Origin of the sequence: Methylobacterium sp. J-090 (assembly GCF_022829345.1) — a bacterium.
Lineage (GTDB): Bacteria > Pseudomonadota > Alphaproteobacteria > Rhizobiales > Beijerinckiaceae > Methylobacterium.
Map to the genome: position 1 here is coordinate 25,622 of NZ_JAKSXV010000115.1, position 24,594 is coordinate 50,215.

At 64.2% G+C, this 24,594-nt stretch carries 30 protein-coding genes, 2 tRNA genes and 1 pseudogene; 6 read left to right on the forward strand and 27 right to left on the reverse strand.

All coding sequences use genetic code 11. From position 1 onward, the window contains the following. Positions 1 to 36: 36 nt before the first annotated feature. Complete coding sequence (locus MKK49_RS23940) at positions 37 to 1,479, reverse strand: protein adenylyltransferase SelO (RefSeq protein WP_244032658.1); 1,443 nt, start codon at positions 1,477 to 1,479, stop codon at positions 37 to 39. 150 nt (positions 1,480 to 1,629) lie between these two features. Between MKK49_RS23940 and MKK49_RS23945 the strand changes: the two genes are divergently transcribed. Beyond that, positions 1,630 to 1,947 carry a hypothetical protein gene (locus MKK49_RS23945; protein WP_244032659.1) on the forward strand — a complete coding sequence of 106 codons (318 nt, stop codon included), beginning with the start codon at positions 1,630 to 1,632 and terminating at the stop codon, positions 1,945 to 1,947. Between the two features lie 150 nt (positions 1,948 to 2,097). Beyond that, positions 2,098 to 2,171: transfer RNA gene (locus MKK49_RS23950), tRNA-Gln, on the forward strand. A 41-nt stretch (positions 2,172 to 2,212) separates the two neighbouring features. On the opposite strand, the gene MKK49_RS23955 is transcribed toward MKK49_RS23950, so the two are convergent. The 6 genes from MKK49_RS23955 to MKK49_RS23980 all read right to left on the reverse strand — a co-directional run bounded on the left by MKK49_RS23955 (position 2,213) and on the right by MKK49_RS23980 (position 5,142). Beyond that, positions 2,213 to 3,223: a tyrosine-type recombinase/integrase gene (locus MKK49_RS23955; protein WP_313899203.1), complete on the reverse strand. Its 1,011-nt coding sequence runs from the start codon at positions 3,221 to 3,223 to the stop codon at positions 2,213 to 2,215. A gap of 28 nt (positions 3,224 to 3,251) precedes the next feature. Next, positions 3,252 to 3,440 carry a hypothetical protein gene (locus MKK49_RS23960; protein ID WP_244032665.1) on the reverse strand — a complete coding sequence of 63 codons (189 nt, stop codon included), beginning with the start codon at positions 3,438 to 3,440 and terminating at the stop codon, positions 3,252 to 3,254. Positions 3,441 to 3,443: 3 nt separating this feature from the next. After that, positions 3,444 to 4,007, reverse strand: coding sequence for a MerR family transcriptional regulator (locus tag MKK49_RS23965; protein WP_244032666.1), 564 nt, complete (start codon positions 4,005 to 4,007; stop codon positions 3,444 to 3,446). Between the two features lie 78 nt (positions 4,008 to 4,085). Continuing rightward, on the reverse strand, positions 4,086 to 4,334 hold the full coding sequence (locus tag MKK49_RS23970; protein WP_244032669.1) for a hypothetical protein: 249 nt from the start codon (positions 4,332 to 4,334) through the stop codon (positions 4,086 to 4,088). Further along, entirely contained in the window at positions 4,331 to 4,873 is a 543-nt protein-coding gene (locus MKK49_RS23975) for a hypothetical protein (RefSeq protein WP_244032671.1), read from the reverse strand. Before MKK49_RS23975 ends, MKK49_RS23970 begins: the two co-directional genes overlap by 4 nt. Before the next feature lie 11 nt (positions 4,874 to 4,884). Further along, positions 4,885 to 5,142, reverse strand: a complete 258-nt coding sequence (locus tag MKK49_RS23980) for a hypothetical protein (RefSeq protein ID WP_244032672.1) — start codon at positions 5,140 to 5,142, stop codon at positions 4,885 to 4,887. Positions 5,143 to 5,605: 463 nt separating this feature from the next. Between MKK49_RS23980 and MKK49_RS23990 the strand changes: the two genes are divergently transcribed. Then, complete coding sequence (locus MKK49_RS23990; RefSeq protein WP_244032674.1) at positions 5,606 to 5,863, forward strand: hypothetical protein; 258 nt, start codon at positions 5,606 to 5,608, stop codon at positions 5,861 to 5,863. Between the two features lie 536 nt (positions 5,864 to 6,399). Here MKK49_RS23990 and MKK49_RS23995 read toward each other — a convergent pair. From MKK49_RS23995 to MKK49_RS24005, 3 genes are all read right to left on the reverse strand, one after another. Further along, entirely contained in the window at positions 6,400 to 6,918 is a 519-nt protein-coding gene (locus MKK49_RS23995) for a tetratricopeptide repeat protein (RefSeq protein WP_244032676.1), read from the reverse strand. Positions 6,919 to 7,046: 128 nt separating this feature from the next. Next, positions 7,047 to 7,985 (reverse strand): ferritin-like domain-containing protein, encoded by a 939-nt coding sequence (locus tag MKK49_RS24000; RefSeq protein WP_244032678.1) that lies wholly within the window; start codon positions 7,983 to 7,985, stop codon positions 7,047 to 7,049. An 11-nt stretch (positions 7,986 to 7,996) separates the two neighbouring features. Next, positions 7,997 to 8,911 (reverse strand): ferritin-like domain-containing protein, encoded by a 915-nt coding sequence (locus MKK49_RS24005; protein ID WP_244032680.1) that lies wholly within the window; start codon positions 8,909 to 8,911, stop codon positions 7,997 to 7,999. Positions 8,912 to 9,309: 398 nt separating this feature from the next. On the opposite strand from MKK49_RS24005, the gene MKK49_RS24010 reads away from it, so the two are divergent. Beyond that, entirely contained in the window at positions 9,310 to 9,546 is a 237-nt protein-coding gene (locus MKK49_RS24010; protein ID WP_244032681.1) for a hypothetical protein, read from the forward strand. 33 nt (positions 9,547 to 9,579) lie between these two features. Beyond that, the gene (locus MKK49_RS24015) at positions 9,580 to 10,545 is read left to right on the forward strand and encodes a phage exclusion protein Lit family protein (RefSeq protein WP_244032682.1); all 966 of its coding nucleotides are present in this window, start codon (positions 9,580 to 9,582) and stop codon (positions 10,543 to 10,545) included. 22 nt (positions 10,546 to 10,567) lie between these two features. Here the strand turns inward: MKK49_RS24015 and MKK49_RS24020 are convergent, their stop codons facing one another. After that, on the reverse strand, positions 10,568 to 10,996 hold the full coding sequence (locus MKK49_RS24020) for a very short patch repair endonuclease (protein WP_279595757.1): 429 nt from the start codon (positions 10,994 to 10,996) through the stop codon (positions 10,568 to 10,570). 125 nt (positions 10,997 to 11,121) lie between these two features. Here MKK49_RS24020 and MKK49_RS24025 point away from each other — a divergent pair, with 125 nt between their 5' ends. After that, on the forward strand, positions 11,122 to 13,173 hold the full coding sequence (locus MKK49_RS24025) for a Z1 domain-containing protein (protein WP_244032685.1): 2,052 nt from the start codon (positions 11,122 to 11,124) through the stop codon (positions 13,171 to 13,173). Here the strand turns inward: MKK49_RS24025 and MKK49_RS24030 are convergent. The 16 genes and pseudogenes from MKK49_RS24030 to MKK49_RS24105 all read right to left on the reverse strand — a co-directional run bounded on the left by MKK49_RS24030 (position 13,160) and on the right by MKK49_RS24105 (position 24,577). Then, positions 13,160 to 14,296: a DNA cytosine methyltransferase gene (locus MKK49_RS24030; RefSeq protein WP_244032687.1), complete on the reverse strand. Its 1,137-nt coding sequence runs from the start codon at positions 14,294 to 14,296 to the stop codon at positions 13,160 to 13,162. The genes MKK49_RS24025 and MKK49_RS24030 overlap by 14 nt on opposite strands. A 162-nt stretch (positions 14,297 to 14,458) precedes the next feature. Next, positions 14,459 to 17,029, reverse strand: coding sequence for a phage tail tape measure protein (locus MKK49_RS24035; RefSeq protein WP_244032689.1), 2,571 nt, complete (start codon positions 17,027 to 17,029; stop codon positions 14,459 to 14,461). A gap of 398 nt (positions 17,030 to 17,427) precedes the next feature. Further along, positions 17,428 to 17,820 (reverse strand): hypothetical protein, encoded by a 393-nt coding sequence (locus tag MKK49_RS24040; RefSeq protein ID WP_244032692.1) that lies wholly within the window; start codon positions 17,818 to 17,820, stop codon positions 17,428 to 17,430. Then, complete coding sequence (locus MKK49_RS24045; RefSeq protein ID WP_244032694.1) at positions 17,817 to 18,020, reverse strand: hypothetical protein; 204 nt, start codon at positions 18,018 to 18,020, stop codon at positions 17,817 to 17,819. Before MKK49_RS24045 ends, MKK49_RS24040 begins: the two co-directional genes overlap by 4 nt. A 3-nt stretch (positions 18,021 to 18,023) precedes the next feature. Continuing rightward, positions 18,024 to 18,329, reverse strand: a complete 306-nt coding sequence (locus tag MKK49_RS24050) for a hypothetical protein (RefSeq protein WP_244032696.1) — start codon at positions 18,327 to 18,329, stop codon at positions 18,024 to 18,026. A gap of 24 nt (positions 18,330 to 18,353) precedes the next feature. Continuing rightward, complete coding sequence (locus MKK49_RS24055; protein WP_244032698.1) at positions 18,354 to 18,584, reverse strand: hypothetical protein; 231 nt, start codon at positions 18,582 to 18,584, stop codon at positions 18,354 to 18,356. Next, complete coding sequence (locus MKK49_RS24060; protein WP_244032699.1) at positions 18,581 to 18,850, reverse strand: hypothetical protein; 270 nt, start codon at positions 18,848 to 18,850, stop codon at positions 18,581 to 18,583. Before MKK49_RS24060 ends, MKK49_RS24055 begins: the two co-directional genes overlap by 4 nt. Next, positions 18,847 to 19,806: a hypothetical protein gene (locus MKK49_RS24065; RefSeq protein WP_244032701.1), complete on the reverse strand. Its 960-nt coding sequence runs from the start codon at positions 19,804 to 19,806 to the stop codon at positions 18,847 to 18,849. The genes MKK49_RS24060 and MKK49_RS24065 overlap by 4 nt, the downstream gene beginning before the upstream one ends. Beyond that, a complete protein-coding gene (locus tag MKK49_RS24070) occupies positions 19,803 to 20,033 on the reverse strand; it encodes a hypothetical protein (protein WP_244032710.1) in 231 nt (76 codons plus the stop codon). Before MKK49_RS24070 ends, MKK49_RS24065 begins: the two co-directional genes overlap by 4 nt. After that, positions 20,030 to 20,569, reverse strand: coding sequence for a hypothetical protein (locus tag MKK49_RS24075; RefSeq protein WP_244032713.1), 540 nt, complete (start codon positions 20,567 to 20,569; stop codon positions 20,030 to 20,032). Before MKK49_RS24075 ends, MKK49_RS24070 begins: the two co-directional genes overlap by 4 nt. A 144-nt stretch (positions 20,570 to 20,713) precedes the next feature. Beyond that, positions 20,714 to 21,010, reverse strand: a complete 297-nt coding sequence (locus MKK49_RS24080) for a hypothetical protein (protein ID WP_244032715.1) — start codon at positions 21,008 to 21,010, stop codon at positions 20,714 to 20,716. 3 nt (positions 21,011 to 21,013) lie between these two features. After that, positions 21,014 to 21,409 (reverse strand): helix-turn-helix domain-containing protein, encoded by a 396-nt coding sequence (locus MKK49_RS24085; protein WP_244032719.1) that lies wholly within the window; start codon positions 21,407 to 21,409, stop codon positions 21,014 to 21,016. Beyond that, positions 21,409 to 22,818, reverse strand: coding sequence for a phage/plasmid primase, P4 family (locus tag MKK49_RS24090; RefSeq protein ID WP_244032721.1), 1,410 nt, complete (start codon positions 22,816 to 22,818; stop codon positions 21,409 to 21,411). The genes MKK49_RS24085 and MKK49_RS24090 overlap by 1 nt, the downstream gene beginning before the upstream one ends. Beyond that, positions 22,802 to 23,683, reverse strand: coding sequence for a bifunctional DNA primase/polymerase (locus tag MKK49_RS24095; RefSeq protein ID WP_244032723.1), 882 nt, complete (start codon positions 23,681 to 23,683; stop codon positions 22,802 to 22,804). Before MKK49_RS24095 ends, MKK49_RS24090 begins: the two co-directional genes overlap by 17 nt. 410 nt (positions 23,684 to 24,093) lie before the next feature. Then, positions 24,094 to 24,335 (reverse strand): annotated as a pseudogene (locus MKK49_RS24100) (DUF6429 family protein). 165 nt (positions 24,336 to 24,500) lie between these two features. Next, positions 24,501 to 24,577, reverse strand: a tRNA-Met gene (locus tag MKK49_RS24105). Positions 24,578 to 24,594: the final 17 nt, after the last annotated feature.

The following is a 24,594-nucleotide window of genomic DNA, read 5'->3' on the forward strand; positions in this document are numbered from 1 at the left end:
CCTACCGCCGCATGTGTCGGAAACAGGGCCGCGATCTCAGGCCGGGGCCGCCACGGGGGCAACCCGCGTACCGTAAGCCTCGGCCATGTTCGCGATGGCGGCGACCTTGGCGTGCAGCGCCGACCAGTCGTCCCCCTCGGCGATGGGCGCCCACAGCGCTTCGACCTCCTCGATCAGCATCGTACACGGGTCGCTTTCGGCGAAGTAGGGATGCGCGAGACGCCCCGCATCGACGGGGACCATCGCCTCCAGGCTCGCCCGCACGGGAGCGAAGCCTTCCGCGGCATAGAACGACGCCGACGGGCTCGCCGCTGCGCGCGCCGCACTGGCGAGCCCGCCGTACCAGTCGAAGAAGGTCCGCTCGAACGGCGCGCCGCTGCGGGCGAGGAACCCCCAGAACGCGGCGACGAAGCGGTGCGCCGCGTCGTCGTCCGTGCGGGCGAGGCCGAGACGCGCCAGGAGCGCGTCGGCGAAGGCCTCCTGCAGGGCCGGTCCGAACAGCTTGAGGGCCGTTTCGAGCCCGTCCTGCGATGCCAGGGGCGTCAGGCATTCGGCGAGACGGCTGAGGTTCCAGAACAAGGCCTCGGGCTGGCGTCCGAAGCTGTAGAGCCCCTGTACGTCGAAATAGGCGGCGGTGAAGGCCGGATCGTTGACGGGCGCGAAGCGCCAGGGGCCGTAGTCGAAGCTCTCGCCGGTGACGTTGATGTTGTCGGTGTTGAGCACCCCGTGGACGAAGCCGGCGGCCATCCATTGCGCGCCCGTGCGCGCCACCCGCCGGCACACCTCCTCCAGGAAGGCGACGGCGCGGGCCGGCGTCTCCTCGCGCCACAGCTCGGGCATGTGGGTGCGGATCGTGTGATCCATGAGCGCAAGGATGTTGTCGGGCTCGTCCAGCGCCAGGAAGCGCTGGAACGAACCGATGCGGATATGGGAGTGGCTGAGCCGCACGAGGACGGCCGAGCGGGTGGGGGAGGGCTCGTCGCCGCGCTCCAGTTCCTCCCCGGTCTCGATGAGGCTGAAGGTCTTGGAGGTGTTCACGCCGAGCGCCTCCAGCATGCCGGTGGCGAGGATCTCGCGCACGCCGCCCTTGAGGGTGAGGCGCCCGTCGGCCGTGCGCGACCACGGCGTGCGCCCGCTGCCCTTGGTGGCGAGATCGAGGAGACGCCCATCGGCCAGATCGTAGGCCTGAGCGAACAGGAACCCGCGCCCGTCGCCGAGGTCGGGATTGTACGAGCGGAACTGATGGCCGTGGTAGCGCAGGGCGAGGGGCTGCGGGAAACTGCCGGGCAGCGGTTCGAACCGGCCGAAATGCGCGATCCACTCCGCCTCCGTCAGGTCGCCGAGGCCGATCCGCTCCGCCCAGGGCTGGTTGCGGTAGCGTGGAATCGTGCGCGGGAAGGCAGCCGGCGCCACGACATCGTAGAAGGACTCGCCGAGTTCGGCATGGCGCTGCGCGAGGCGCGCGGTGGAGATCGGCATCGGGCGTCCTGGGGGTTGAGGGCGGCCTCCGTCTAACCGGTGACCGCGCGGATGACACGTCAATCGCCTTGACGGCCCGGATGATCCCGGGACGCCGGCGTCGGCAGCGGGCTCCTCACAAACCGCCCAGGCTCGGGTATAGTGACGAGCATGGACAACATCATTCGACCGACCTTCGGCCAACCCCGCCGTGCCGAGCCCGACGACGAGAGCCGCGTCCAGGTGCTGACTCAGCGCGTCTACGGCGAGGCCGGGGGCTGCCGTGTCTGCCTCGTCCACGACGCGGCCGCCCCCGAGGGCGACGTCTACAAGGTGGTGGCGGGGCTGCTCACCGACGACGAGGTCAGCACCGTGGCGATCCTGCCGGCGACCCCGGAAGGGGAGGTCGATGCCGAGATCGTGGCGCTCGCGATCCTGCGCACCCTGGGAATGATCGAGGCCCGCACCGGCGGTCCCGCCATCGCCTGATGGCGGAAGCCCTCAATCGAACGCTTGCATGCCGCGCCGGCTCCATGCTATCGCCCCTCCACCGGAACGGACCGGGCGCGAAACGATCGGTGCACGGCACGGATCGCGGACCAGACCAAACCGTCCTAAGCTTTTGATGATTCAAAGCTTTGGGGGATAGTTTAACGGTAGAACAGTGGACTCTGACTCCTCTAGTCGAGGTTCGAATCCTCGTCCCCCAGCCATTTGATTTTACTACGCTTTTCCAGTGTCAGACTGAGAACATTTAGCCCCGGTCGGGAACGCAGTCGGGAAACTGCGTTCTCGATTCGAGCTTCCTGATCGCCGAAATCGCCAGAGCCGGATCACGGTTCAGGTAGTGGGCATCCAGGATCGATCGCACGTCGTTCAGCGAGTGCCCGGTCAAAGTCGCGATCTCCGCTTCAGAGCATCCCGCCAGTGCCAGACGGCTGACCGCCGTCCCGCGGATGTCGTGGAACGTCACCCCACTCACGCCGGCCGCTTGGCAGGCCTTGCGCCACGACGAGCGAAATCCGTCGCTGGTCCAGGGCCGACCTTCCGAGTTCACGAGGATCACCGGGCTTTTGCGGGGCGTGGCCGCCAAGGCCTCCCGCAGTACCTCGCTGACGGGGATGACCACGCGGGCGCCGGTCTTGCTCTGCTTCAACCGGATCGTCTCGCCATCGAAGGCCGACCAGGGGAGCCGCAAGAGGTCGCCCTGGCGCTGTCCGGTCCAGAGCGCCAGGATGAGGGGCAAGCGCAGGTGCGCCGGTGCCTTGGCGAGGAACGCTGTCTCGTCAGCCGCGGTCCACACCTTGTCGGTGCGCTGCGCTCGATACAGGCGACCACCCTTTTCGCAGGGGTTCACCAGCACGTGGCCACGATCCAGCGCCCACGACAGGACCCGCGCCAGCACGCTCCAGGCATAGTCGGCTTGGCGGCGGGACCGCACGGCAAGCCGGTCGCGCCACGCCATGAACTCGCCGCGTATCCGCCGATCCGTCAGGGCGCCGAGGGGCAGGTCGCCGAACTCGGCCTCGATGCCCTTGATGTGCCGGATGTAGTCCTTCCGGGTGATCTCGCTCCGGCCCTGAAACTCAGCGCTGGCCTGATAGCCCTTGAGGATCGAGAACATCACCCCGGCGGCCGGCTTCTTCCGCTCAGCCACGGCGGCGTTGTAGCTCGCCATGAACTCGGGTGTGCCCGGGTGGCCTTCGATCCGCGGGCCGCCTTTCCAGGCGTACCAGTACGTCCGCTTGGTGCCGTCGCTCAGCACCTTCGTCCGTGAATTGAGACCCTTCAACCTAACGCGCATCGCGCTTCGCCCTCCATGCGTCGAACTCGGACGCCGAATCCTTCGGAGCGTCCTCGCTGGAGTAGAGCACGATCTTTCCGCCCTCGATTTCGACCCGGCCTACCTTCAGGCCGGCGGCCTGTGCGCCCTTCACGGCGCGGGCGATGGCGGCTTGGGTGATGACCTGTCGACGCTGCATCGCTCAGCCCTGCTCCTCGCCCCAGCGCTCGGCACGAAGATCGGCGATGTACTTCTCGAATGCCGCGATGCCTTCGGTAACGTTGCCAGGGTAGGGCGGGCGATCGGATGCGCCTTCCTTCTCGATCTGGGCACGCACGCGGGGCCACAGATCATCGAACAACGGCCAGCAGCGAACTTGAATGCTCACCAGGGTGTCCGCGCTGTCGACTTCGACGAACTGCCCGTCCCGGTTGCGAGAGAAGAAGAGCGTTCCTGGGTAGGCGAACAGCGGCTCCCGATCTGGGCCGTACCCATCATTGATCATGGCGCTGAAGGGGCCACGGCTGAAGCGCAGCGCTCCAGACGCCTGCTCTGGTGTGAAGCCATGCTCGATGAGTGTTTTCACGGCGCTGAGCTTCAGGAGATCGGCGAGCTTGAGGGAAATGGGATAGCCTTTTCCTCGCGGGCGATTGGGGAAGAGGTCGTAGCGCTTGAGGTAATTGCCGACCTGAACCGTGCTCATGCCGACGAGCTCAGCGGTGACGTTGCGGTCGAACGCCCAGGCCGCAATCTGCGAGTGTTCCATGACCCATCCTTAGAAGACCACAAAGGTCATACGCTGGAAGACGCGCAGCGTAAAGACCCTTGTGGTCGTTCCATGCACTCAAACCTCGAGGTCTCGGCTTCCGCCTCGGAACCAGCCGACCTGAGAGATTTGTTGCTCGAGCGCCCCCAGCGACGGCTCGTCGTCGGCATCGGGCTCGAGATCCGCGTCGCCGTCCGTCGCGTCGAGCAGGGCGACGATGCGATCGACGACGTCGAGGGCAAGCTCGGCCAGGCGCTCGAACTCCTCGCGGGGGATGGTAGCGGATGGGACGCGGCGGCTGGCCGGAAAGCGAACGACATTCGTCATCGGACCACCTCCGGAGAGAGGAAGGCCAGCGTGTCATTTACGCCCGACATGTAGCGGCTTGCGCAGGAGCCCTCTCGATCGATGCCGGTCATTGCGCAGAGCGCTGCAGCAACCGAATGAAGACAGCGCTCGCCACGGCTGCCAGCTGCTTCACGGATCGTAGGATCTGCCCCCGTCGTAACCAGATCGAACGCATCGAACGCCACAGCAAGCTGCGTGAGTATGCCGGCCGGTGATGCTGCCCGTGCGTAGCTGATGGCCAACTCCAGCTCGTCGATTCGATGCCTGTAGTGGCACTCCATCGGCTCATGAGTCGCCCTGTTTGCGTCGGTGGTCAGATCATCGAGCGCGAACAGAGCAGCCCATGTTTTCTCCAGAAACTCACCGAGCTTTGCCGCGGCGCAGGTGGCGGGGACCGCTTCTCCGAGTGCGTTGGGTGCCGCATGAAGCCGGCGCTCTGCCGATTCCCGTGAAGCCCTGGCACGCTGCTTCAAGCCTGCAGGTCCGTCTTCGGGGGCGATCTTTCGTGCTGTGCTCATGATCACCCCCCTCAAGCCAGGTGCACGAAGCCGTAGGCGAACACGCCCCCGGCGATGATGAGGAGGGCAGACACGAGGTCGCCGAGCTGGTCGAGGAAGCGCGGGGCGCGGACGTGGGCAGTGTCCGGCCGGACGGGGGCCGTGACGCGCCAATCCTCAGCGCTGTCCGGGGTGTGCTCGTTGGCCTCCAGGATCGGGGCCTGACGGGCGTAGAGGCCCTCTGATGGCCGGCGCTTGAGATGCAAAGGGGCGAGCGAGGGCATTGCCATAACCGGTGTGCTCCGGGGCTGAGGGGTTGCGAGCATGATTGGAGATGCGACCGCCTTGGCGGGTCGCCATTTTGCTTGCGTTCAGCAGCGATTTCGCTACTATGTAGCGAACATACGCACTGGAATCGCAGTGTCAACGCAAATTCGCAACGGAGACGCGATTTGACTCCCGCTCAGTGCAAGATGGCTCGTGCCGGGCTGGGTATTGGCGTCCGTGAGCTCGCAGAGCAGGCTCAAGTTTCGACGAATACGGTCTCGCGGTTTGAGGCAGGCGAAGAGCTGAAGGAGCGCACCGTCACGGCTCTACGCTCCGCCCTCGAAGCGGCCGGCGTTGAGTTCATCCCAGAGAATGGCAGCGGGCCTGGGGTCCGTTTGCGGAAGACAGCAGCGGCGATCTGATGCTGACCGAGCATCTGAAGGCGAAGGGCTACCTGAAATGAGATCTCTCTCGTGGGCCACCTTGATGGTCGTCGCGTTCGCCGGCAACGCGTTCGCACAAGACATTCCAATTCAGCGTGACCTCAAGCGTATGGACCGCATCGACAGGCGACTCGACCGCGAGAATACAGGCCGGCGGATCGATCCGAACGTCACACCTGATAACCCAGATGGGGTCGTGGGCTTCGACGGGCCGCCCTCTAACTATGGTGATCCGGGTGTCATCGGTGACGGCGTCCTGCCACCTGGGTCACCCGCAGATAGCGACGACGATTGGGATTAGCCCCCGCCGGCGTCATCTTCATCGAGCAGAATGTTGAGGGGCCAGGCGTGCGGTTACGGAAGAGCACTCAGAGGCAGGCTGTGACACCCGAATGACCGGGCCCTCCTTCGCACGCACCGCTCTTACTTTGGCGGGCATCTCCTTCTGCGCCACCGCCGCGGTTTGGTACTTGGTGCAGCCAACTCAGCCTGAGCTCGCCTTCGAGCATGCCATTATCGGCGCGTTGTGTGCGTCAATGATCCTGCTCGTCGTAATCCGGAGCAGCACGTGGCTGAAATAGGTGACGACCCGGGAACGGAGCCCGCAATCGGTGGGCCGCCAGCGCGGCTGTCAGAAGTCTCGCGCCTCGCGACGCTCCTCGCCGATCGGGTGCTAGACGCTCAGATTATGAAGCGGCAGGTTCCAGACGATCACGTCCGCTCACTTCTCGACGCCGGCGTGCTGTTGAGAGAGTACGGTATTGAGCTGCCTTCCCTACTTGGGCAGATTATGCTCGCGGCCGAAAGGCCGGAGCCGGATATTACCCCAAATGCCGTTTAGAATGGCGCAGATCGCGTCGGACGCTGTGCTAATCCGAGGATCTGAATATTGTTGAGAATGACAGAGTTGCTAGGGTCTAGAATACGAGCACGCTCAAACTGCTCAAGAGCACGCTTACCGTTTCCCCGCAGCATGAATGAGTAGCCGCGATTATTGACGATCTCTAGGGTTTCACCGATAAGTGAAGTGGCTTGTTCATAGGCGCGATCAGCAAGTTCGTATCGTCCAAGATTGTCGTACGCAGCCGCAAGACCAAGCCAGGAACTTGCATCCTTATCATTACGCTGAACTGCTTCGCGGAAGTTGCGTTCAGCCAAGCCGCTATTTCCAGCAGCAAGATTTATGCGGCCGACGTTGTAGAGCTCATTCGCAGCAGGCAATGTCGCCTCGACGCCCGGCACCACTGCAATCCCTTGATCTGAGCCAGTCTGACATCCAGCAAGTAAGATTCCCAGCACTACAGTTGGGACGATCGAACCAATTGCATTACAACTGCCGATTGATAAATCTCTCACGCTTTGTTTTCCAACGCGCCAACACCCAGCTAGGCTGTTGGGCAAGCATGGCTGTCGAGTACGGCAGCACCCAGGCTAGTTGAAGGCGAAAGGAAGCGGGGTGGCTCTCCACCCCGCCCGTTGATGCCTTATCGGACGACGCCGTTCGCCCCATTCGGGAAGAACCCGCCCGGCTGAGCAGTACCGCTGCCATAGACGATCGCCAGAACCTGCGCCGGTGTCCGGCTGTAAGCGATGCCATTGACGTCGGCCGGAACCAAATCCGGGGTGGCCGAGGTCCCGATGCCAAAATCGATGTCGCTGGGACCGTCGAAATAGTCGCGCAGATCCGAGATCTGCTGGGCCTGCTGGTAGAGACCGCGCGTGGCCAGCACCGTGCGGATCAGACCCGCATGATACGCCTCGACGGCGAGGATGCCCGCGGTGGCCTCCAGGAACTCGTTGTTCCGGATCAGCGGGGAGCCGCCCTTGTAGGCAGTCACGCCGACATCTTCGAACACGAAGGCCGCGAGAAGGAAGTTCGTCTCGTTGGCGAAGGCGTCGAAGGTGTTGCCGAGGCCGGAGAAGCGGGCCAGGGTGTTGAAGCTGTCGACGAAGTTGATCGCCGGACGGGCGACACGGCTGCTACCGAGGATCGCACGCAGGAAGCGGACGTGGTTTTCCTCATCCGCCGCGATCTCGTTGGCATAACCGCGCAGAAGCGGTGTGGTGAAGTCGACCGGTCGTCCGCCCGTGACGGCACCGAGGGTGCCGGTACCCGTGATATCGGCATCGGCGAGACCGCGACCGAAGGCGGCGCGGAGATAGAACTCCGCCTCGAGGTATTCGAGATTCAGCGCGAAGTTGAAAACCTCGGCGGCGCCGACGCTCTGCGCTTCGGCCGGTGCCGTTCCGCCGGCGGTGAGAAGTGCTGCTCCTGCAGCGCCCAAACCGAGGGTCCGCATGAACGCGCGGCGTCCGGTTTCGTAGTCAAAGGCCGTGGTGTTTGACTGTGTTGTGGGGGTGGTATCTGACATGGCGCTCATTCCTGGGATGTGGTGTTGCGTCGGTTGGACTGCCGTTTCCATGGAATGCCGGATTATCGAATGACGCCGTTGAGGCCATTCGGGAAGAAGCCGCCGGGCTGACCGTTCGTGGTGCCGTAGGCGATGTTGCGGACCTGCTCGGGCGTGCGGCTGAAGGCGATGCTGTTGGCGTCGGCCGGAACGATGTTGACCTGCTGGGCCGTACCGATGCCCTGGTCGATGTCGCTGGGGCCGTCGAAATAGTCACGCAGATCGGACACCTGCTGCGCCTGAGTGAACTGCCCCCGTTGTGCGAGCAGGGTCCGCAGGATGCCGGCCTGGTAGCCCTCCGTGGCGATGAACCCGGCCGCGGCTTCCAAAAATTCGTTGTTGCGGATGAGCGGCGAGGCGCCCTTCAGGGCTGTGACGCAGACATCCTCGAGGACGAAGGCGGCGAGCAGGAAGTTGTTGTCGCTGGCGAAGGCATCGAAAGTTCCCGTCGACGGGACGAGGCCGGCGAAGCGGGCAAAGACCGTAAAGCTGTTGTTGAGATCGATGGCCGGACGCGCGATGCGAGCGGCGCCGAGAATCGACCGCAGAAAGCGCGTGTGTCCCACTTCGTCCGCGGAGAACTCCTGGGCAATGGACCGCACGAACGGGTCCTGGAACGGCACCGCGTGGCCGCCGACGACCGCACCTTGTGCACCCGTGCCTTCGATATCGCCCGCGCCAAGAGTGGAGCCGTTGAGAGCGTGAAGGTAGAACTCCGCGCCAAGGTACTCGAAGTTAAGCGCGAAATTAAAGACATCCGCGGCTGACGGGGCAGCGGCCTGCGCGAAAGCGGCACTTGGTGTGCCCGCCATGATGAGCGCACCAGCAGCACCAAGGCCGAGTGTTCCGAGAAATGCGCGCCGCCCTGCAGCGTAATCAGGAATAGTGTCGATTGTGCTCCCAGGCACTTGCGTTGTATCTTGCTGCTGGTAAGTCATAAATACATTCCATCTACACGGGCGGAAGGATTACGCACTCGATACTCAGCTAGCCCCAATGATGCCATTGGCATTGCGATAACGCTTGGAGCTTTGAAGCCCTTATCGTGGATCCTGAGCCTTGAATAGTCCGCAAAACTACAGTTATTAGAATTTGCTCAATTAGAATGAATTTCGATTTTGTTCCAAGCTGAAAAAACAAATTTTCGTTAGTTTATATATTGAGCTGTGTTTTATAGCATTTCGAATTAAACATAGCAAAGTGCATAAGTTTTGCCCGGGGATACCCTCATCATGTCAGATTTCCCCGGTGGCAGAGGCATCAAACCCTATCGGAAGTGTGCGATAGGGATGAAAGCGTCTCACCGGCGCGGACTTCATGCGGTAGGAGGATCCCGATGGCCCAGGATAAAAGCGGCAGTCAGGATCGTGCCGATACCCGTGCTGCCAAAGCAGCCGAAAGAGCCGACACTGCAGGGCAGGTCTGGGAAGAGGTGAAGGTGCGAGAGACGGCGCGTGACGACCAGATCGTTCGCCTGAAGGCCGAGCGGTTGGCGCGGGATGCCGACGACGCTGCGGCGAAGGATGTCGCCAAACCGACAAAACCTAAGCCAGCCAAGCCAGCCAAAGGCTGACCCGGACGCTCCGAATCATTGAAGGGTGCTGTGATGCCTCTTGAGCCACTTTTTTGCGAGTTTAAGCCTCAGATCGAAAGTTGTTTCTCGGAGGCGGTCGCTGACGCAAAGTTGTCGCTGGTGGATATTAAGCTATTGATTTCTGAAGAGCCCTATGGTCGTCATACGGCCCGCGCTCAATTTCTTGTAATAACATCGCAGAAACAGGTGATTTGCACTTGGAACGGCTTAGCAAGCCTATGGGCACTAAGTCAAAGTATTAGTCGTTTAGCTAAAAGGGTGTTCGAAGCCCGCAGATCCGGCAAAGATGAACTGCAACTTGACGACGATATTGAGTTAGAGACGGGACTCAAAGGTATCGAGCTGGCTAGAAGATTTCTTGATAATGATGTGCCCAGCGAATTTGCTAGCAAGGCACATTGGCCAGCTTGGGCGCCACCCATAATCTCCCACCCAGATCCGGGAACCGATGACCATACGGGCGTGCTTTTATTTGTAGGCGCTCTCGGATGGATATTCCGACACGAACTAGCTCATATTGTTTTAAACCACGATGAAAGACAGAAAAGATTTGATATTGATACCATAGGCTGCGAAAGGGAGTCTGATAAACAGGCAGCTATCTGGCTAAAAAGGGACCTTTCTGCTGATGTTGACCGGGAGCTGGGCGCAAAACCAAGCATATCTGATTTGGCATTGGATGCAAATGCACTCGTGACAGGAGTAGGATTGATCTGGATCGCCCTATTTGACTCTGAGCAGACGAGAGGTAGCGCCGATTATCCACCGGTAGCGGAGCGCATCGAAGCCTGCTGGAATACATTCGAGCTAAGCGCAGATAGTGCCGCATCAGAAATTATTGCGGATATAGTTGGATGTTGGCTTACACCAGATAAACGTTTTGGGCCAGACAGGGGATTCGATACTTCAGCTGACGCAATGTACGACGCTCTGTACAGACTTAATCAGCACATATCATCCATTCAAATCCATTTTTAGTGTGGGGCTCAGGCAATTTTGATTATGGCTCAAGAAAATTGATTAGGGCCGAGTTGAGGCGATTGAGATCTCGGGTCTCACACTCCCAAATGACAAGCACTTCCCAGCCGGCGGCCATGAGCTCGATCTCTTGGCGGATATCCCGCTCGACGTTGCGGTCGAACTTCGCCTGCCAAAATGTCCGGCGGGTGCTCGGCGTCGACGCCCGCCGGCAGCCAGGGTGACGGTGCCAGAAGCATCCGTGGACGAACACTACCTTCCTCCGGCTCGGGAACACGAGGTCCGGCGATCCCGGCAGATCGCGGCGGTGGAGCCGAAACCGATAGCCGAGGCGATGCGCCAAGCGGCGGACAATCATCTCAGGCTTTGTGTCCTTGCCCTTGATCCGGCCCATCAGGGCGGATCGGGAGGCATCGACGGGGAGGTCCACAACGGGACTCGCTTCGGTCATCCGGCGAATGTAGGTTCGGACCCTCGACCTGAAAGAGCCCAAAGAGCCACATGCCAATTCGTTTGGACGGCCCCGTCGCCACCGGCACCCGTGGCAACTTGGTGGATGGCCTGCGAGGCAGACCCATGGCCGCGTCCGCGGTAGACGCCGTGACGGACCAAGCAGCTAGCTTCGTCGAACGGCTCGTTGGAATCTACGAGACGCAGGTTGCGCCCGGCGAGGTCGGCGCGACTGGATCGGCTCAAGCCAGCGGTGCGGACATCCTGGCGGACAAGCCGTCTCGCATGCTCCTGTACGGACGCGTTCAGAGTGGCAAGACCGTAGCGATGATCCTGAGCGCTGCATTATGCCTCGATAACGGATTCCGAGTCGTAGTGGTTCTTACGACCGACAACGTCGCCCTGGTCAAACAGACGGCAGCACGGTTTAAGAGCCTCGACGGACCTCGTGTCTTCTCGGCCACTAAGGAAGGCCAATCCTATGAGTGGGAAGGTCAAGAGGATCGGTTGCGCGATTCTGTGGCGACGGACGGTATAGTTCTTGTCTGCGCAAAGAACTCTTCGAACCTCAAGCAGGTCATCCTTCTGCTCCAAAGACTCGATGCGCCCAGCTATCCCGTCTTGATTTTGGACGACGAGGCGGATGCAGCGTCCTTGGATACGACGCTTGCAGCTCGTTCAGCCGGCTTGCCGAGCGCGCCCGCTTACGCCAGCACGATCAACCGACTGCTCGTGGAGAATGACCGGCCGCAGGAGTCGGGTTTCTCCATAGGCGAGATCCTGCCTCATAGCCTTTTTGTTCAAGTGACGGCGACGCCCTACGTGCTGCTCCTTCAAGGCAGCGACATGCCTATGCGGCCCAGCGCGACTTTCCTTCTTGCGCCCGGCGGTGGCTACTGCGGTGGTGAGGTCTTCTTCGGTGCATTCGACGGGCGTGCGGGACAGCCTCAACCAACGACTATCGTGATCGTCAACGATCAGCAGACCGACTTCATGCGCGGAACGGTTCCCGCAGGTTTTGCAGCATCGATCGATTTCTTTGTTCTGTCCGCCTGCGCCCGAGCAGCGATAGCCGGCTTGTGGCCCGCAGAAGGGTTCAAGCACCTTTCCCACACCAGCCACCTCATAACCGACCATGACGTCGTCGTCCGCCACATCGAGGCGCGACTAGAGGAAATCCGGCAGGCCGTCCGTGACGGCACGGTACCTACGTTCTTCGCTGTCGCCGACGCCGAGATTCGACGCTCGGTCCCGGCGGCTCCGTCGCTGACTGATCTGGTCGGCTCGATCACGAGCGCCATGAGGCAGGTCGAAATCATACGAGTGAATGCGCGGGCCGATGCTCCGGTCTATGGCCCCCGACTCAACTTCATGGTCGGTGGAAACATCCTAGGGCGGGGCCTCACCATTGATGACTTGCTCGTGACCTATTACATCCGGGAGGCACGCACTTCGCAGATGGACACTGTCTGGCAGCATGCTCGCATGTACGGCTATCGTCGTGCCTATTTGGACCACATGCGCATCTACCTTCCGTTGCGATTAGGTGCCAAATTCAAGCAGATCCACGTTGCTGAGGAGGAACTCAGGGCAGCGCTGTCATCCGACGACCCGACTGATCCTATCCTTATCCAAGTCCCCCGGTCGGCGCGCCCGACTCGACCGAACGCATTGCATGCCGCAGCGATCACAACGATCGTTGCCGGTCGCGATCAGATATTCCCATATTACATTCGTACCGACCCAGTCCAAGCCGCGGCCGTGCTGACGACACTACAACGGTGTGGCGTTCCGATCGGCGGAGGCACGCGCTCTGATCGCTCCACACCGGTGCCTCTCGATGAGGCCAAAGCCTTGATCGAAGGCGTGGCACTTGAAGACGAAGATCCAGGGCTATGGCAGCCAGAAGTAATTCTGGCGCTTCTTCGCACGTACGAAGATCGCCTTGCCGGTCAATGCCAAGTCTACGTTCGCGGCCTTCAGGATACCGTCATGCCTACGGACGGGTGGTTCAGGGGGCGGTTGAGTGGTCCCGAGATCGCGATGATTAGGCAATCATCGCCGCAGGTGCCGGCTCTTGCCCTAATGTACCGCGGGGATCCATTGGCGCCCGACGCTTGGTACCCAACGCTTGTTATGCCACCTGGCGCCCCATCTTATGTCTTCAATGCCTCTTGAAGCTTGGTCTTACCCATCCATTCGTCCATTTAAGCTGACGACGGATGCGTGACTTTGGGGACTTGGGCATGGGAACAGGAATGGCTGTTAGGTGTTGCTGAATCGACTGCGCTATGGCGCCCGCCAGACGTACCGGAACCGCGTTTCCGATCTGACGGGACAGGCGCAGTTGGTTGACCGGCTCGTCTGGCCCAACGAACTCGAAATCCGCAGGGAACGACTGCAGGAGTGAAGCCTCGCGGATCGATATGGCGCGATCCTGTACGGGATGCCCAAAGCGTCCGTTGCCGATGCCGAGGCACTGAGTGGTGATGACGGGCGAAGGCTCGTCCCAACTCATGCGACCGTACACCGCCCGGAAGGACTCGCCTCCAGCCTTCTTGTGGCAGTCGAGCTTGAGGTCGGAACTCCAATCCCGCCAGCTGCCGCCCTCCTTCGTCGAGCGAATGCGGCTGAGGTTCTTTTCACTCAGTCCCCGGGTCACGTGCAACCTGTCGGTGGAGTCAGGGACGCCCGCTACGAGGGCAGGCAGGTCGCCGATCGCATCCCGCACGGTACGCGGGTGCTTTCGATGTGTCGGCGGCACGAGTTCGACATGACCATGAAGCGAGGCGAGCAGCACTAGACGGGCGCGTTTCTGGGGCACGCCGTAATGGTCGGCCCTCACCTTGTCGTAGCGAACGTGATAGCCCGCGTTTCGTAGCCGCTCGACGAACTCGGCAAACACCGGGTGAAGCGCCACGCGAGGGACATTCTCCATCGACACCACGTCGGGCTTTAGACCCTCGATGATGCGGGCAAACTCCTCCAGGAGACGCCAGCGGAGGTCGGCCGGGGCAACGTCCGGTGCCTTGCGATACCTGCCCGTGTACATGGAGAATGGCTGGCACGGAGCGCAGCCGACCAGGACGCGGCGAGCTGTGCCGGAGTACAGAGCGGCGATTTCGTCGACCGATACGTCACCGAGATCACCGGCGATGAACCGTGCGCCGATGTTGCGTTCGTAGGCGTATCGGCATGTTCCATCGAGGTCGATGCCGGCGACGACGTCGAAGCCCTCGCTGCGGAATCCCGCGCTAAGTCCTCCGATACCGCAAAAAAGATCCACTACCTCGGCGCGCATACCGCATCTCCTAGCATGGACGGTGGACCGACGTCGACGGAGGCAAGCTGCTCGATCTCATTTTTTTGAGGATCGATGTGCCTCAAGAGCCTGCTTTTTCGTCCCCTCGAACCGGGCAGGTCATGCCGATGGTGAAGGCGAGCCAACCCACCAGGGCATCCGCTACATCCCCGTATCCGAACGCAGGTTCCGAAAAGTCTCGGCAACTTTGCCGGTGCGCACGCCCCCGCCGAAGTTTGCGGTGTTGACCTTCGCAATGGTCGTCTGAGCCTGCCCGCCAAGAGCGATCACCTCGCGCAGGGCTGCGGCTGCCGCCCGGGCTGAGGCCGTCACAGAGTCGATCCCTGCTGTGTTGCCCTGCGGGGCAACGGTGAGGCCGCTGAGTTCGGATAGCTTCGCCTTGGCCTCGTCGGCAGCCGTTCCGAGGGGGGCAAGCCCGGCGCCGTCGCCCTTCGGTGCGATCGTGGTGGCGTTGAGTTCGTCGGCCTTGCGCTTGGCCTCGTCGAGCTGCGTCGCAAGCGTGCCGCCGAGTTCGACGGGACGGCGCGGCGGGAGCGGGACGCTGCGCGCTGCTGCATCCGCGGTCGAGCCCGCGGCCGGCGGTGTTTGGATCTGCGCCATGTCGGCGCGGGCTCGCTGAAGGGCCTGAGGGAGCACGATCGCCTTCTTGTCCTGCCCGAACAGGAAGTCGCCCAGCGTCCCCCGTGACGCGGTGTACTCCGACTTGAACCCCTTTTTGGAATCGGCCCCGCCGGGCAGCGACATGGTCCGGCCCGCGCCCATGATTGTCGGGCTGTCGACGCCCTGTAGGGCCTGAGCCGCCTTCCTCTCTGCGGCCAGAGCCTTCATCGTCTTTTGCAGGCTGCTGTCGCGCCCGAGCAGCGCGTGACCGACGCCACCGTTCGTGCCGGGCGTCAGCATGTCGAGGACGCCGCCGGCCAGGGCGCCGGCTGCCACAGCGGTACCACCGAGGCCGAGCGAGACGCCCCCGACTGCTGCACCGCCCGCAGCCGCACCGACACCCGCGCCAATCCCGCTGCCGATGCTACCGCCCGCGAGCCTCAGGGCAGCAGCATCGAGCAAGCCCGCCGAGGTGGTCAGGGCCGCCGCCGAGCCCGTCAGGGCCGCCGCGCCACCTCCGAAGCCGAGCAGGGCCTTGCCGAGGTTGAACGCCCCGTAGGCGCCCCCGGCGAGCGCCGCGCCGCCGCCGGCCAGGGAGAGGGCCTGCTGCGTGGTCTTGTCGAGCTTGGAGAAGCTGTCGATCGCGTTGCCGAGCATGTCGGCCGTGGATTTGATGAGGCCTTCGTTCGCCGTGCCAACCGTGAGGATGAAGTTCTCCCACGAGCCCTTCAGGTTTTCGACCGCACCGCCGAGGCCGGCCATGATCTCGTTGGCCTTCCTCTTGGCATAGTCCGGATCGTCTCCGCTCTTTTTGATCTCGGCGCGAGAGGCCTTGAACTCCTCCCACTGCCGAGCCGTGATCGCGCCCTTGCCGCCGTGCGCCCCGGTGAAGATCGCATTGAGCTGGGCCAGCGTCGCGTTGGAACTCATGAGGGCATCGAGCAGGGCCTCAACGTCGACCGACTGGGCGGCGACCTTGTGGTAGTTGCCCACGGCCTTGGCCGCCGTCTGCGCGTCCGACGCCCGGACCTTGCCCTTCTTCGTCTTGCCGAGGATGTCCCCGACGGCGCTCACGACCGCCTCGGTGTAACGGCCCTGGTCGCCAATCAGACCCTTGTCGGCGTTGATGGCGTCGAGGCGCTTGCGGATGGCCGGGGTGAAGCCCTTGCCCATGTCCAGGCGGAACTGCCCCTCCAACGCCGACGTGCTGAGCCGCTCCGGCATCTTTACGAAGCTCGAATGGTTGACCCCGGCCGCGTTGAAGGCGGCGAGACCCTTCTTCGTGGGATTCACGAGCTTGCCGGCCGAGGTCTTCACGAAGGTGCCGGCTTCGTCGCCGCGCAGGCCACCGCGCTTGGCCAGCGCGCCGAGGGACATGAGACTGTCCGTGCTCAGGCCGGCGGTCGAGCCCGACGACATGGCCAGCTTCACGAACTGTCCGACGTCTTCGCCCGACATGCCGCCGAGCTTGGCCATCTTCACGAGCTGATTGGTGGCCTTGTTCGCCTCGGTGACCGCCCTCTCCTTCGTGCTGATGTCCTTGCCGGTCTGCGAGAGGTACGAGCGGATTGTCTCCGCACCCTCCTTCAGGTCGGTGTCCATCAGGATCGCGTAGCTCTTCACGTTCTCGACGATGCCCTGGGCGACCGCCGCCTTGAGCTCCGATCCGAAGCCGGCGGGCAGGCCCTGCATCGAGGCCGTCTGCGCCTTCACCACGTCCTCGTTCGAGAACTTCGTCTCCTGTCCTACGCGTTTCGCCTGGGCGAGCAGGCCGGCCTGGTCGACCGATGTGATGTCGGTAAATTCCTTTTGCTTGCGCACGGCGATGTCGAAGTCAGCCGCCGACTGGACCGACGCCAGGCCGATCTGCTTGCCCTTGTGCGCGGCCACCAGGCCGGCACCGGAGGCGATGGTGGTCGCAGCGTCCCGGCGGCGCTCCCGCACGGCCTCTCGATGCGCCCGTACCTGCTCGGCGGCTGCCTTCCTCTGGATCCGGGATGCCTCGCCTGCCTTCACCGCCGCGGCGAGCTGCGCGCTGGCCATCTCACCGGCGGCCCGCCCTGCCTCGCGCTCGGCGGCGATGACGTTCTTCAGGCTCGCGACGGTGGACATCTCCCAGGTCCGCATCTGGGCCCGGTGGTCCTTCGTCCAGTCGGCCCGATTCCCGCTCGCCCCGATCTGCTGGGCGTACCGCTTCATCGCCGCCGTCACCGCGTCGATCTGCGAGACGCTGGCGCCGAGGTTGCGCAGGTCGCTGGCGAACTTGCCCGTGCCGCCCTTGCCCGACAGGCGGGTCAGGGCTTCGGCCTGGGCCGCGGCCTGCTTTAGGCCTGCCGCCATCTTCGCAGCGGGACCTGATACCTGATCTGTCAGGCGGGCAACGAGGTGGGCGGTGCGCGTCATCATGCTACGTCCTCACGCGGGCGGCCGGGCCGCGTCGTCGGCTTCGATCCACTCGGCGCAGAAGTCCGACCACTCCATCACGTCGAGGTCGGCCATCCCCCAAGGGGTCACTCGCTGGATGTCGGCTCGGTAGCGTCGCCACTGGCCGAGGAAGAATCGGCGGGGGTCGTCCGGAACCGGGCGGGAAAAAAATCGGCGGCGACACGCTCCGTCGCCGCAAGATCGTCGTCCATCAGCCCGTTCATGACCGCCTGCGGGATCGGTGCGCCCTCGTCGTCGACGTAGATCGGCAGCGGCAGCGAGGCGTCCGGGTCGCTCGCCTCGGCCGCACGCTGAGCTGCCATCAGGGCACGGACCTCAGCGACCGTGAGGCGCTTTACACGCACGCCGTCATAGGTCCGGCCCTCATGCTGATAGATCCAGGTCCACGGCACGCGGGGGCTGGTGACGGGCGGGCCGCCGACGATGGTGACGGCGGAGGTGGACGCGGTGCTGCTCATGGGTGGATTCCTTTCGTGCGGGCGGACGGCAGGGCGAGCCGGCGCAGCTCGCCCTCGATCTCGGATTTCTCGACGTGGAAGCGCTCGGGATCGCGCGCCGACGGGCTGAGCCGGCGCAGCCGGTCAGCGAGGTCGAGGAGGGCGCCGGCCGGCGGATGGGCCGACAGGGACACGCGTAGGGCCGCGGTGAGGTGGGCCATGGCTCAGGCCTTGACGCCGTGGCGTCGCTTCATGTCGGCGACCAGATCGACGGGCTTCGATGCCCCTACCCCGGCGATTCCACCGGCGGGTTTCTGAGGGGGCAGAGGAACAGCTTCGGCGGAGGCAATGCGCCCGTCGAGTGATGTGAACTCGCGCGAAGCGGCGTCGAAGTCGCGCTGCTCGTCGTCGGTCAGGGAGCGGCCGCGCGCTTGGACGCCCACCAACTCGGTCATGCGGTTGGATGCGGCAGTACGATCGCGACGTAGGTCCGTGAGCGAGGCGGCGTCTCGGGTGGTTTCGGTGCTCATGACGAGGCTCCTTCCGTGTCAGGATCAGGCGGGGGCGCGGCCGGCGCGCGCCAGTTGGCGGCGCATGTTGGCCTGAGCATCGGAAGCCTTCGCGCCGATGGCAGTGGGGGTAGCCTGAGCAGTACGCCCAGCGTCGGGGGAAAGACCGGCACGGGCGAGTTCCCGCCGCATGCTGGCGCGGGAGGCCTCGACGGCGCTTGTCCGGTCGCCGTCGTCCGCGCCGCGCGCATGGGCCTGGTGGTGGGGCGTGCTCATTGCAGGGTCTCCACGACGGGGGGACGGGGGATGGCCTCGACCCATGCGGACACCTCGGCGACCGTGAGCAGGGTCGGCGCCTCGCGGAGGTAGAGGACAGCATCCTCGGCAGAGAGGTCGAAGCGGATCAGCAGGGCGAAGGCGACCAGATCGCGCCCCTGCGCCTCCGGCGCGCCGAGCACCGTTTTCCGGCGAGCTTCGTGCTGAGCTCGCCGGTCCATCATCTCGTCCGCCAGAACGGCTTGCTCGAAATCCGAGAGCATCATGCCACGCTCCGGAGCGGAGTCGCGAAGCGGGCGCCGTCCTCGCGCTCCTCCATCACCATTTCCAGGCGCTCCCGGATCGGACGCTCATGGTTGGGACGCTCTGTCAGCTCCTTGGTGAGATGGGCCAGGGTGGTGCTGGGGCCGCGGAAACTCTCGGCCGTGACGTAGTCGTCGCCGTAGGCGTGGAAGGCGGGCAGGCTGACCCGGTTCAGAAGGGAGCCGGTGTCGCGTGGAGAACCGACCGCTTCCCGGAAACGCGTGCGCGTGTAGCGGTAACGGAAGCAGGTGAATCCTGAGCCCCCGTGGATTCCGAGAAGCTGGCCCTGGCCGTCCAAGTGACGCTGCACGCGCCCCTGTTGGTCATCCGGCAGAGGCTGGTTACGGCCGTCGATCGTCCACAGTTTGGCTTCGGTCTGCTCGATGATCTCTTCGGGGATGCCGGCAAATCCGCGAAGGCTGTCCTCGACGCTCTCGATGCGGCCGAACTCGGCTTCCAGCGGCTTGGCAAGCTCACGGGCCACCTCTGCCTCGGCGAGGTCGCGCAGCAAGCTCCGCAGTGCCAGGGCGTGCACCCGGTATTCCTCCGGCAGCCGAGCGCGAATCGCTTCGCACTTCGCGACGGCATCGTCGTGGATCGCCTTGCGGGCGGCGCGTTCGTGGTCTTCGCGGGCTTGGGCCAGGCGCTGCGTCAGGGCGGCGACCAACGCCTCGGCACGGTCGACCTTCACCTTGGCGGCGAGCATCGTCCCAAGCTGCCGCTCCGACTCCGCCGGTGACGCGTCGAGCAGGCCATCGCGGTAAGCGGCCTCGGCGGCATCGCGATCGGCGACGGCGACCTCGTTCTGGCCGCGGGCGTCGAGCAGGGCGGACTCGATCTTCTCCGGGTCGGTCTCCTTGCGGGCGATACCGACGAGGGAGGCCAGATCCTTGGCGAGCTTCGGCAGGGTCGATTTCACGGGCGTGGATCCTTCTGAGGAATGAGGCCCAGGTGGGCGAGGTAGGCGCGCCGCTGCCCTTCGACGGTGGCGAGGATCTCGCGGCCGGTGGGGATGCGGTGGCGGGACAGGGCGGCGGCCAGATTGCGGGCCGGCAGGGCGGCGGTGCTGACCCGCTCGGCGAGGATGGCGGCGGCGCGATCCCGACCCGTGCCATTTTGCTCCGAGGAGGGGGGAAGCCGGGTCATCGAGCAGCCCCAAAAAAGGTGCTCGGGTCGAAGCCGCAGAACAGCGTGGGCGCGTAGGGGCCGCAGTCGTCGGCGTCCTCGGCCACCAGCCCGACGGCCGCCAGCGGGTCGGCGACCACCAGGGAGGCGTCCGCCCGGCTCTCGCGGTACACCGCAAGGGCACGCTCGGCGTCGGCGCCCTGCTCCATCATCGTCGACGCAAGATGGGTCGGCATCGAGTAGGCCAGGGCGTGGGTCGCATAGAGAACGCCGCGCGCGAAATCGTCGGGCAGATCGGTGCGAGCGCGGTAGTCCGCCGGCTCCGGCATCGGGTCGGACTTGGGGCGTTCGGTGTTCGGCCGAACGTTCGGTGCCGAACGGCGCTCCGAACGGCGGCCTGGATCGGTGTTCCTTTCCATCGCCGCGAGCACGTCGGCGATCCGCCAGCCGTCCGGTCCACGCTCTGGAATCTGCCCTTTTGCCCGCATCCCATGAAGGGTCGAGAGGCTGTAGCCGGTCGCCTTCGAGAGCTGTCGGTAGGAGGTCGCGAGATCCATATTCAGCACCGTTCGTTCAGGGCGTTCGATCTAAAAATCGAAGTTGCAGAGAGGGAAAAACCGGGAGCAACTCTGCCCGCAGTAGGTGCACGGACGCCGGAGGACCCGCGGTCGGGTCTGGCATGCCAGGGGGTGACCATGGGGTCAGGCCGCCTGCCGCGGGGCCAGCTCGTCGAGGGCGGGGAGGGCGATGCCGTCGGCCGCCAGCTTCGCCCGCACGGCTTGCCGCAGGAATTCGCTGGTGGTGATGCGGCTCTGCCGTGCAGCTTGGACGATGGCGCCGGAGATGCCGTGTTCCGTCCGGAACCGGACGAACTCCGGGTAGGTCATGGAGCGGTCGGCGGTCTTCATGGTGCGATCCTCGGGGCTGCCGTTCAGGGTGTGCAGAACGTGCCCGATGAGAGCGGTGCCGGGATACGTCACGATTTCCGCGACGTGCATGCCTCAGCCGGCGACGAGCTCGCCCAGGCCTTCCGAGGCGAAGTACGCCGCGACCTCGGGGCTGTGCCGATCGCCCGCCAGGTAGGACCGCAGGGACGGGGCGTCGTCGTTCAGGAACATCGCGAGCGCGACACGTGACACCAGCCAGGGGCCACCCGCGATCCGCCGGCCAATGTCGTGATCTCGACACCACATCCGGATGGTGCGCTCGGTGCGGTTCGCCTGCTCCGCGGCCTCTGCCGTGGTCAGTCCCTCGCGCCGGTTGAAGGGGACGAGGCAGTGGGTTGCTACCGCCGCGACAGAGGTGAGGCGGGGTGAGGCCTCCCGTCCGGTTACCTTGCCATTCGCACGCCCGCGCGTGTGCGTGCAGTACGGGTGACTAGCCTCAAGCCGCCTCATCACGCTGCCTCATGAGATGGACGTGGCCGGACCTCAATGCCCTCGTACCCACGGGCGCGGCCTCCGGCCCCCGTGGGGACGTTCTTGTTCTTCTTGAGCCCGAGCTTCTCCAGGCGTTCGCCGAAGCTGGTTTGTGTCCCGGTTGGCTCGTAGTTAGCTCGCGCGTATTCGGCCCACGAGACGAACAGCTCAGAGGTCGTGGCCTTCCGGTAGGGATTGGCCTTATCGACGATGCACCGCTCCTCCAGCCACTGGCTGAACGTGTCCTGCGCGGTGAAATACTCGTCTGTGGCGTCCTTTACGACGTCGGGGCGCACGAGGCGGTTGATCTGCCAATCCAGGCAGCCCTCGATCATCCAGCGCAGGATCGCCGGCCATTCGGCCTTCAGCTTTTTCTCGAGCTCGGGATCCGGCTTCGCGGGCTTGAACAGGAAGGGCAGCAGGTTGAACCGGCGCCGGGCGGCGTCGTCAACGCTCGACAGCCCCGGCTTGTTGTTGCCGATAATGAGGAGCTTGAGCACCGGCATGAACTCGAACTCGTCCTGGCGCATGTAGCGGGCGCGCATGACGTCGCCGCCGGTGAGCTGCTTGATGCGGCTCTCGGCCCACTGGCGCCCCTGCTCGGTCTCTGAGGCCGTGACCAGGCGGGCACCGCGCAACGCCGCGATCTCGGTGGGGTGGCGGTCGTGCTTGGCCGCCGTGAAGGTCTCCATGGCGGCGTTGAGGGCGTAATCCTTCAGGATCCCGGCCAGGACGTGGATCAGAACGCCCTTGCCGTTGCCGCCGCCTCCGAAGGCGAAGCACAGGGCCTGCTCGCTGGTGTCACCGGTGAGGCAGTACCCGGCCCACTGCTGGATGAACCGGATGTAGCCGGCATCCCCCTGGGTGACGTCGTGCAGAAACTGAAACCAGGTCTGGCAGTCCGGGGCCTCGGCCGGGGTGACCGCGGTCAGCTTCGTGATGCGATCGTTCCGATCCGCAACGCGCAGCTCGCCGGTGTGCAGGTCCACCGTCCCGCCTGGGGTGCCCAGCAGCCACGGGTCCCGGTCCCATGTGTCGATCGTCGTCGCGAAGACGGGATCGGAGCGGCAGAACCGCTCCACCCCGCCAGCGAAGCTCGTTTTCGAGGCGATGAAGCGGGTCTTTGGATCCTCGTCGGCGCAGAGTTCTCGAGCGAGCTCACGGGCCCAATGGAACGCCTTGCCCCGCCGGTTCGGCACCCAAGCCGCACCGGTCCACTCGTGCCATTTGCCGGTGTCGTGGCAGAACAGTAGCTCGCCGGCATGGCGTTCAGCGAAGGTCTGCGCAGCATGGTCCTCGGTGAGGAGGTCACCATTGCTACCCGGCTTCGACGAGCCACGCTGCTCGAACTCGAACAGGCGGCGGATGTCCTCAGCTCCGGCTGCCATGCTGAGCCTCCCTACGCCGAAGTTCCTTGCGGGCGATGGAGCCGACGGTCTTCGTCACCTCCTCGGGGCTCAGGGGCGGGAGGCAGCGAGCGAGGTTCCAGGCCTGCACCAGTTCGTGCGCCACGCCGGGGTCGACGTAGCGGCGCAGCAGATGCCCAGCCAAGCGAGACACACCGACGTTGCGGCCACCATCGGCGACGCCCTGGGCGACGAGTTGGCGCCACTCCGATGGGTTTCGAGCCCGCTGAGCATCACCACCGGGGTGGACCAAAGCCTGCACCATCCAGGGCGGCATCTCGGCCGTCGGTGCCTCGTCGGGGTGGTGGTCCACCGACCACTCGTAGGAGCGGCCGGAGGCGTGCAGGCTCGGTGGGGCGACGATGTACCCGCCGGTTCCACGGATATCGAGCCCGGGTGCCAGACCGCCGTGATCGCCCGCGCTGTTACGGATCTCAAGGCCATCAGGGGGCCGGAAGAGGATGTGCTCGCCGCCGCCTCCGGTGAGTGCACGGCAGGTATGGGGGAGGGGACCATGCTCGGCTTCGAGCGCCTGCAGGCTCTCGTCACCGCCATGCCGTGGATCGACGTCGAGAACCACCACTCGCCCGGTGGCGAGCCCGATGTTGGCGAAGGGCGCGACAGTGAACCAGTGCCGGATGATGTGCTCGTGGTTCGTGGCGTTGGTCAGCCCGCGCGGAGCCAGCTTCGCCATCGGGTGCTTGCCGGCGTCGCGGCAATCGGCCTTGCCGCAGGTGCATACGAGGCGCCCGCCGTCGTCGGCACACATGCCGTGGAGCGGGAAGACTCTCCCGCCGCGCTCGGTGAAATAGAGAGCAGCGTCGACGCGCGACGGGACCTCGATCATGCGTGACCTCCCTGCAGGTAGGCACGCACCTCGTCAGGGCGTCGAAACAGGGCGGTAACCGTACCGTCCCGGTCGATCAGCGCCACGAGCCGGGTTGCCAGGGGAGGGCGCTGGCCAGTACCATGTGCGCTGGTTCTTTGGTCGGAGCCTCTCTTAGCGCCGTTGCGGGCCTTCACCCCCGCGACGGCGTTGCTATTTCCAGCGCTTGCCGAGAGGCCTTTGCCAGTCGGATTTCTCTTGCTAACCCTTTGATGTTGCATAGTCGCTTTCCTCCATGGTCGGAGAAAAAGCGCAGTAATTTCAATGGGGCAGGGGGGACTCTGACTCCTCTAGTCGAGGTTCGAATCCTCGTCCCCCAGCCAACGAATTCAGCCCGCCAGTCTCGGACTCGGCGGGCTTTTTCGTGGGTTTCAAGGCGTCGGATTATCGGACTTCGCGAACATGCCGGCGAAGAGGTCTTTCGACCGTCGAACGCCTTTCTCGGTGAGGCCGACCGATTTGGCCTTGCCGACGGGGTCGTCGATCATCCCCTTGGCGTGCAAGCGGTTCATGGTCTCCCAATCGAAGCCTTTCCAGGCCCGTCCGTCGCGATCGAGCGTCAGATGAAGGAGTGCCAGGACCGCATCGTCGTCTTGTCCGCGTCGACCTCCATGGGGCCTCCTCCATGCGCGTGGGCAGGGCTCCTCTGGGCGCCAGCATGTCGAATTTCGGTCTGCGCACAAGGGGCAGGGCCCACCTGTCGCCTTCGTTCGAGGACCTCAGAACATCGAAAAGCCCCCGACCGTTTCGGGTCGGGGGCTTTCTGGTGTTGGTTTTTTGGTTGCGGGGACAGGATTTGAACCTGTGACCTTCAGGTTATGAGCCTGACGAGCTACCGGGCTGCTCCACCCCGCGCCAGGGTGTTTTGCCGT

Bases quoted from the DNA above. Each gene is read 5' to 3' on its own strand.
- MKK49_RS23990 (WP_244032674.1), top strand. From the start codon at position 5,606: ATGGTCGTCGCGTTCGCCGGCAACGCGTTCGCACAAGACATTCCAATT.
- MKK49_RS23965 (WP_244032666.1), bottom strand. From the start codon at position 4,007: ATGGAACACTCGCAGATTGCGGCCTGGGCGTTCGACCGCAACGTCACC.
- MKK49_RS24090 (WP_244032721.1), bottom strand. From the start codon at position 22,818: ATGGCAGCCGGAGCTGAGGACATCCGCCGCCTGTTCGAGTTCGAGCAG.
- MKK49_RS24015 (WP_244032682.1), top strand. From the start codon at position 9,580: ATGCCTCTTGAGCCACTTTTTTGCGAGTTTAAGCCTCAGATCGAAAGT.
- MKK49_RS24010 (WP_244032681.1), top strand. From the start codon at position 9,310: ATGGCCCAGGATAAAAGCGGCAGTCAGGATCGTGCCGATACCCGTGCT.
- MKK49_RS24030 (WP_244032687.1), bottom strand. From the start codon at position 14,296: ATGCGCGCCGAGGTAGTGGATCTTTTTTGCGGTATCGGAGGACTTAGC.
- MKK49_RS24040 (WP_244032692.1), bottom strand. From the start codon at position 17,820: ATGAGCAGCACCGCGTCCACCTCCGCCGTCACCATCGTCGGCGGCCCG.
- MKK49_RS24025 (WP_244032685.1), top strand. From the start codon at position 11,122: ATGGCCGCGTCCGCGGTAGACGCCGTGACGGACCAAGCAGCTAGCTTC.
- MKK49_RS24020 (WP_279595757.1), bottom strand. From the start codon at position 10,996: ATGACCGAAGCGAGTCCCGTTGTGGACCTCCCCGTCGATGCCTCCCGA.
- MKK49_RS23960 (WP_244032665.1), bottom strand. From the start codon at position 3,440: ATGCAGCGTCGACAGGTCATCACCCAAGCCGCCATCGCCCGCGCCGTG.
- MKK49_RS24070 (WP_244032710.1), bottom strand. From the start codon at position 20,033: ATGACCCGGCTTCCCCCCTCCTCGGAGCAAAATGGCACGGGTCGGGAT.
- MKK49_RS23980 (WP_244032672.1), bottom strand. From the start codon at position 5,142: ATGGCAATGCCCTCGCTCGCCCCTTTGCATCTCAAGCGCCGGCCATCA.
- MKK49_RS24035 (WP_244032689.1), bottom strand. From the start codon at position 17,029: ATGTCCACCGTCGCGAGCCTGAAGAACGTCATCGCCGCCGAGCGCGAG.
- MKK49_RS23975 (WP_244032671.1), bottom strand. From the start codon at position 4,873: ATGAGCACAGCACGAAAGATCGCCCCCGAAGACGGACCTGCAGGCTTG.
- MKK49_RS24080 (WP_244032715.1), bottom strand. From the start codon at position 21,010: ATGCACGTCGCGGAAATCGTGACGTATCCCGGCACCGCTCTCATCGGG.
- MKK49_RS24045 (WP_244032694.1), bottom strand. From the start codon at position 18,020: ATGGCCCACCTCACCGCGGCCCTACGCGTGTCCCTGTCGGCCCATCCG.
- MKK49_RS24000 (WP_244032678.1), bottom strand. From the start codon at position 7,985: ATGGAAACGGCAGTCCAACCGACGCAACACCACATCCCAGGAATGAGC.
- MKK49_RS24050 (WP_244032696.1), bottom strand. From the start codon at position 18,329: ATGAGCACCGAAACCACCCGAGACGCCGCCTCGCTCACGGACCTACGT.
- MKK49_RS24005 (WP_244032680.1), bottom strand. From the start codon at position 8,911: ATGACTTACCAGCAGCAAGATACAACGCAAGTGCCTGGGAGCACAATC.
- MKK49_RS23945 (WP_244032659.1), top strand. From the start codon at position 1,630: ATGGACAACATCATTCGACCGACCTTCGGCCAACCCCGCCGTGCCGAG.
- MKK49_RS23970 (WP_244032669.1), bottom strand. From the start codon at position 4,334: ATGACGAATGTCGTTCGCTTTCCGGCCAGCCGCCGCGTCCCATCCGCT.
- MKK49_RS23940 (WP_244032658.1), bottom strand. From the start codon at position 1,479: ATGCCGATCTCCACCGCGCGCCTCGCGCAGCGCCATGCCGAACTCGGC.
- MKK49_RS24085 (WP_244032719.1), bottom strand. From the start codon at position 21,409: ATGAGGCGGCTTGAGGCTAGTCACCCGTACTGCACGCACACGCGCGGG.
- MKK49_RS24055 (WP_244032698.1), bottom strand. From the start codon at position 18,584: ATGAGCACGCCCCACCACCAGGCCCATGCGCGCGGCGCGGACGACGGC.
- MKK49_RS24060 (WP_244032699.1), bottom strand. From the start codon at position 18,850: ATGATGCTCTCGGATTTCGAGCAAGCCGTTCTGGCGGACGAGATGATG.
- MKK49_RS24075 (WP_244032713.1), bottom strand. From the start codon at position 20,569: ATGGATCTCGCGACCTCCTACCGACAGCTCTCGAAGGCGACCGGCTAC.
- MKK49_RS24095 (WP_244032723.1), bottom strand. From the start codon at position 23,683: ATGATCGAGGTCCCGTCGCGCGTCGACGCTGCTCTCTATTTCACCGAG.